Below are 1,162 nucleotides of genomic sequence, written 5' to 3' on the forward strand. Positions count from 1 at the left end.
CTTCGCTATCAACTATACGAACAAATTCTTAATCACGAAAATGAATATGTTCAAGTTAAGGATACTTTAAACTATGAACAGCCAACTAAATATTTGGTTACAAATACGGATTATTCATCTGATATTTCGCTAATTCCAGTTCTAACTGCAAATAAAGCTTTTGTATTAGGATATACCGATGAAGAATTTGGTATTTATGACAAAGGTCAATGTATCATTTTCGATGATTTTACAATGGATATAAAGTTTGTTAATTTTCCATTCAAAGTAAAATCTTCAGCAATTAAAATACTGACAGCGAAACCAAATGTGAACCTAAAATTTATATTTGAGTATTTGTCATTTTTAAATCTATCATCAAATGAACACAAACGGCATTATATCTCCGAAATTGAGACTATGGAAATGCAATTACCTAATTATATTCAACAAACATATGTTGCAGATTTTCTAGCAAGTATTGACGATAAAATAAAAACTGAATTTGAAATTCATACGCTATTACTTAAGCAGAAACAATACTTGTTAGCTAATTTATTTATATAAATAAATTAGCTAACAAGTATCTCTTTTGTTTTTCAAATTTATGCAATAGTTGGCTTTCAATATCAATCTTTGAATCTATAGATGAAAGGTAATCAGCAATCTTTTTTTGCTCTTCAATACAAGGTAAACCAAATTTAATTCTCGCAAAATTGTCGTAGAAAAGATAATCTCTTACTCCTCCTTCAACATTTCTTAAAACTTCTCTATTAAAAAAATCTGTCTTTAGATATTGATATAGAAAGTTGTCATTTACGGTGTTATCTGTTTTAAAACAAACATACAATGAACTGATAATAATATTCTCTAAGTTTTCACTATAGCCAATAGACCCCACATTAATTCTTGCTGGATTATAGGCAAAGGTGTTCGTGTCAATTATTTTGTATAGTTTAATATCGTAGCCTCTATCTTCGCTATCAACTCCCTCGAATTGCTCACTTTGCGGAACGAATCCTAATTTGTTATTTATAGAATAAACAGGAAGCTTTTCGTTATTTTTATTTCTCTTATTTACAAGAGTTGTAACCTCTCCCAACTTTTTAGTATTCCAATCTATATAGTTTTCATTGTTTCCATTTTTAAATCTCAATTGACGTGAGAATAATTTCTTACTAAT

Annotated in this window: 1 protein-coding gene and 1 pseudogene; one reads left to right on the forward strand and one right to left on the reverse strand. The window is 28.3% G+C overall.

The window, feature by feature from the left end; translation table 11 throughout:
* Nucleotides 1-546, forward strand: a pseudogene (locus BLT30_RS18260) (hypothetical protein); the annotation flags it as partial.
* Here BLT30_RS18260 and BLT30_RS18050 read toward each other — a convergent pair.
* Nucleotides 539-1,162 (reverse strand): restriction endonuclease subunit S (locus BLT30_RS18050; protein ID WP_221405605.1); only part of this gene is annotated, 624 nt, incomplete at its 5' end. The pseudogene BLT30_RS18260 and the gene BLT30_RS18050 overlap by 8 nt on opposite strands.

It is taken from the genome of Epilithonimonas hungarica (genome assembly GCF_900102265.1).
In the GTDB taxonomy this organism is placed as follows: Bacteria; Bacteroidota; Bacteroidia; order Flavobacteriales; family Weeksellaceae; genus Epilithonimonas; species Epilithonimonas hungarica.